Genomic DNA, 4,784 nt, shown 5'->3' on the forward strand with positions numbered 1-4,784 from the left:
AGGAGGGGAGGAAGGAAGATTGTCTTTATTCTATATTGTCAGTTTTCAAGGATTCCACACAACTTGACAAAGAACCAGTTAAATTTGGGCTGGGGCAAGTGTCCCGGCCTTTTTCTTAGAGGAGAAGTGATGAAAACTATTTTTAAGGATGTGGGGAAGGTCTTGAAAGGTCTAGGCTCAGATATTTGGACCTACTTTATCCGACTCGGGATTTTACAGATTCTAGTTGGGTTTGTAGGCGTTTATATCCTTGCATTTTCCTTCCGTTTTATTTTATTTTCTGCCAATCAGGAAAGTCTACGCTTGGATAACCTGACAGTTATCTTGTTGAATCCAATTAGTCTGTTAGCAGCTCTGGTCTTTTTTATCCTCACGGCGGGTCTTATCTTTTTTGAAATGACTGCTCTAGCTTTGATGGTTTATGGGGCCTATCAGCAGCAATACTTTAGCTGGAGAGAGATTGGTTATTATACATGGACCAGCCTGACCAAACAAAGATGGTTAGATTTACCAGTCTTTATCTTGTATTTGGTGTCGCTGATTCCAGTGGCCAATATCGGCTTTGGCCCCTCCCTAACCAGTAAACTCTATATTCCCGCTTTTATTACCGGTGAGTTGACCAAGTCAAGCTGGGGAAGTATTTTATTGCCGGTTCTCTTTCTACTGGTAGCCTACCTGAACTTGCGTTTGATTTTCACCCTACCCTTGATTTCAGTCAACCAAGTCAGCATTCGGCAAGCCATTAAAGATTCTTGGTTGCTGACCAAGAAAGGCAAACTTCGCCTGCTTGGATCTTGGGCTTTGGTTGAAGTAGCGATTACGGTTCTTGTTCTTCTGTTGGTTGGGGGAGTGATTGTGGTTTCCAATCTGGTCGACCAAGTGGGACAATCGCTAGTAATCCAGAGTTTTTTCCTAACCCTTCTGGAATGGTTGATTGGTTTCTTTACCTTTTTGACCAAATTATCCTTAATGACCTTCCTAGTGTGGGAAATCATTAAAGAAAATCGGGTAGCTCCTCAGCTACAAGCTCAGCGGGAACGGCCGACGACTCGAAAGCTGCTCCTTAATCTCGGATTAGCCTTTTTATTTTTGACTTATATGGCCGGTAATAGCTTGCACTTAATCAATCAGGTTTTGAATCCCAAGCAATTAACCATTGCCCATCGTGGTTTTGTGGAAAAAGCTGTTGAAAATTCCCTTGAAGGAATTAAGGCTTCTAAAGAAGCGGGAGCTGATTTGGTTGAAATGGATGTCTTGATGACCAAGGACCAGAAATTGGTGGTGATGCATGACTACAACCTAAAACGCCTGGCTGGACTTGATAAAAAAGTAGCCGACATGACCTATGATGAGGTTGTGGGGCTGGCTCTGGAACAAAATGGTCACAAGGCCGTCCTTCCGTCCTTTGAGGAATTTATTCAAGTAGCCAAGGAAAATAACATCAAACTTCTAGTCGAATTGAAGCCACATGGAGCAGAACCGGATAATTATGTAGACTTGGTTTTAGTAGAATTGAACCGTCTCGATCCAGATCATACCTATCCAGTCATGTCCTTGAAACATGAGGTTATGCGGGAATTAGAAGACAAGGAGCCAGCGATTGAAACAGGCTATGTGATTCCTTTTAATTTTGGTGATTTGCAGTTGGATCAAGTTGATTTTTTAGCGGTTGAGGAATTTTCTTATTCGAACCAATTGGTCGAAGAGGCTAAGGCAGCCAAGAAACCGCTCTACATTTGGACCATCAATGAAGAAGCGGAGATGATCCGCTACCTCCAAAAACCTCTGGATGGAATGATCACAGACTTCCCAGATAAGGTGCAGGCCTATAAGGGAGAACTGGCAGATGAGAACAGCTACTGGGATCGGTTTATCCGCGTAATTGAAGATAGTGGTATCTAGAGGAACTAGAGTTATGTGGTATAATGAGGGCAAAATAAGATTAGAAAGCGTAGTAGGACATGAAAGGATTTTTTAAATTTTTAACAGTACTCCTGGTTATCTTGGGGCTTGCCTGGTATTTGATTCTTCCTAGTAAGCCAGTCACTAGTCAGGAGCGCTTTGGGGCTTGGCAAGAAAAAACAAATTTTGTCACCTTGATACAGCAGGCGGTGTCTAATTTGACCTCCACCGGAGATGGCTTGACTTCGCAAATGGTTGTTGCCAATAATGATTTAAAATCGATTTTGAATGAGAATCTTTCTGACCAACAAAAACAAGATTTGGCAGATTCAGCCATTCAGTTTGAGCAGTCCAACCTCCAGGTTCGTTATCCACTTGAGTTGTTTGGACCGGTGACCAGTCAATTGGAGCTGAATTTGGACTTGGTGATCAAGGAAGGCCAATTAGAAGCAGTGATCCAGTCTGCTAAATTGGGGAAAATTCCTTTGCCAAAAGCTCTCTTGCGTATGGTTCTAGACCAAGGCACCCTGCCTCAGGATTTTAGACGGGATGATTTGACGCTACCGATTACACTTCCTGCAGAAGGCTATGCCTTGGAGAGTATTGAAATTCATAATGGCCAGGCCATTGTTTACCTCAAGTTAAATCGTGAACGTCTGCTAGCCATGCTAGAATCGCAAATTAAGCCTTAGAGATACGAAGAAGACCCCAATTCACGTAGGAATTGGGGTCTTTGTTAACCTCCGAAGAGTTTTTGGAAGAAGCCTTTTTTGGCTTTACTTTCTGTTTTACTTGGTTTCTGGGGGAGATAGGTTTGGATGCTAGGGTCCTCCAGATTCAGGGCATGGTCGGAATGGAGAATTAGCCCGAAGGGGGAGTGTTGGCAATCATCGGATACAATGGTTGTTGCAATTTCTTGCTCTTTTCCGATTTTGAGGTAGGCCAATTGGAGGTCATTGGGAAGACTGGGTGAGATTTTGAGATAGAGAGGGGAGTAGCTGTTTTGTAAGCTAGTGATGATCCTTGGTAAATTGTCTTTAACAGTAGCTTCCTTGGCTTCTGCGATTGAAACTTGGCAGGCAACTCTTTCTTGAAAGGTTTCGAGATACTTTCGTTGTTGATCAGGATCCAAGCGCTGGCAACCAGTTGCTTTTTGCATCAGTGTTTTTTCAAGATTTTCCATATTTCCAGTATAGCACTTTTTAAAGACGTCCAAGGGAAAGGATAACTTGCAATTTATTTCACAACGATCCAATTTTTCCTTGAAAAACCACTTTTTTTACGTTATGATAGAAGGGTAATAAAAATTAACTCATAAGGAGAGTAAGAAATGTCAATTATTACTGATGTTTACGCTCGCGAAGTCCTTGACTCACGCGGTAACCCAACACTTGAAGTAGAAGTTTACACAGAATCTGGCGCATTTGGTCGCGGTATGGTTCCTTCAGGAGCTTCTACAGGTGAGCACGAAGCAGTAGAACTTCGTGATGGAGATAAATCTCGTTACCTAGGTCTTGGTACACAAAAAGCTGTTGACAACGTAAACAACATCATCGCAGAAGCTTTGATTGGTTTTGATGTACGTGATCAACAAGCGATCGACCGTGCTATGATCGAACTTGATGGAACTCCAAACAAAGGTAAATTGGGTGCGAACGCAATCCTTGGTGTTTCTATCGCTGTAGCTCGTGCTGCTGCTGATTTCCTTGATGTACCACTTTACAACTACCTTGGTGGTTTCAACGCTAAAGTACTTCCAACTCCAATGATGAACATCATCAACGGTGGATCTCACTCAGATGCTCCAATCGCATTCCAAGAGTTCATGATCTTGCCAGTTGGAGCACCTACATTCAAAGAAGCTCTTCGTTACGGTGCTGAAATCTTCCACGCTCTTAAGAAAATCCTTAAAGGTCGTGGTCTTGAAACAGCTGTTGGTGACGAAGGTGGATTTGCACCTAAATTCGAAGGAACTGAAGATGCTGTAGAAACAATCATCTCAGCTATCGAAGCTGCTGGTTATGTACCAGGTAAAGATGTCTTCATCGGATTTGACTGTGCATCATCTGAGTTCTACGATAAAGAGCGCAAAGTTTACGACTACACTAAATTCGAAGGTGAAGGAGCTGCTGTCCGTACAGCTGCTGAGCAAGTAGACTACCTTGCTGAATTGGTTGAAAAATACCCAATCATCACAATCGAAGATGGTATGGACGAAAACGACTGGGATGGTTGGAAAGTTCTTACTGAGCGTCTTGGTGATAAAGTTCAATTGGTTGGTGATGACTTCTTCGTTACAAACACTTCTTACCTTGAAAAAGGTATCGCTGAAGGTGCTGCAAACTCAATCCTTATCAAAGTTAACCAAATCGGTACTTTGACAGAAACATTTGAGGCGATTGAAATGGCGAAAGAAGCTGGATACACAGCTGTTGTTTCTCACCGTTCAGGTGAAACTGAAGATTCAACAATCTCAGATATCGCTGTTGCAACAAACGCTGGTCAAATCAAGACAGGTTCATTGTCACGTACTGACCGTATTGCTAAATACAACCAATTGCTTCGCATCGAAGATCAATTGGGTGAAGTAGCTCAATACAAAGGTTTGAAATCATTCTACAACCTTAAAAAATAAGCCTTCCTGAAGGCCGAGAGTCCTTTTAGCAGATTTTGCTAGAAGGACTTTTTTGCGTACTTCAGGCCCTGATTCTGAAAGTTCTTTCAAAATTAGGGCCTGTTTTGTAAGCGCCCAATAACAGGGTATATCAAAAAACCTCCAAGATCCCGAATTATTCATAGCCAACTAAAAAACTTCCAGAATCCCTGATAGATCAAGGTTTCTAGAAGTTTTTGATTTTCACCCATTGGGTGAGACATATGAC

4 protein-coding genes are annotated in these 4,784 nt (G+C 42.4%); 3 read left to right on the top strand and 1 reads right to left on the bottom strand.

The window, feature by feature from the left end; all coding sequences use genetic code 11:
- Positions 1-129 precede the first annotated feature (129 nt).
- Positions 130-1,902 (top strand): glycerophosphodiester phosphodiesterase, encoded by a 1,773-nt coding sequence (locus tag N4310_RS07550; RefSeq protein ID WP_262092694.1) that lies wholly within the window; start codon positions 130-132, stop codon positions 1,900-1,902.
- A 59-nt stretch (positions 1,903-1,961) separates the two neighbouring features.
- The gene (locus tag N4310_RS07555) at positions 1,962-2,594 is read left to right on the top strand and encodes a hypothetical protein (RefSeq protein WP_262092695.1); all 633 of its coding nucleotides are present in this window, start codon (positions 1,962-1,964) and stop codon (positions 2,592-2,594) included.
- 44 nt (positions 2,595-2,638) lie between these two features.
- On the opposite strand, the gene N4310_RS07560 is transcribed toward N4310_RS07555, so the two are convergent.
- Entirely contained in the window at positions 2,639-3,085 is a 447-nt protein-coding gene (locus N4310_RS07560; protein ID WP_262092696.1) for a DUF1694 domain-containing protein, read from the bottom strand.
- A 147-nt stretch (positions 3,086-3,232) separates the two neighbouring features.
- Here N4310_RS07560 and eno point away from each other — a divergent pair, with 147 nt between their 5' ends.
- On the top strand, positions 3,233-4,537 hold the full coding sequence (gene eno / locus N4310_RS07565; RefSeq protein ID WP_160333060.1) for a surface-displayed alpha-enolase: 1,305 nt from the start codon (positions 3,233-3,235) through the stop codon (positions 4,535-4,537).
- Positions 4,538-4,784 lie beyond the last annotated feature (247 nt).

This window comes from Streptococcus danieliae (assembly GCF_025447695.1).
Classification (GTDB): Bacteria; Bacillota; Bacilli; order Lactobacillales; family Streptococcaceae; genus Streptococcus; species Streptococcus danieliae.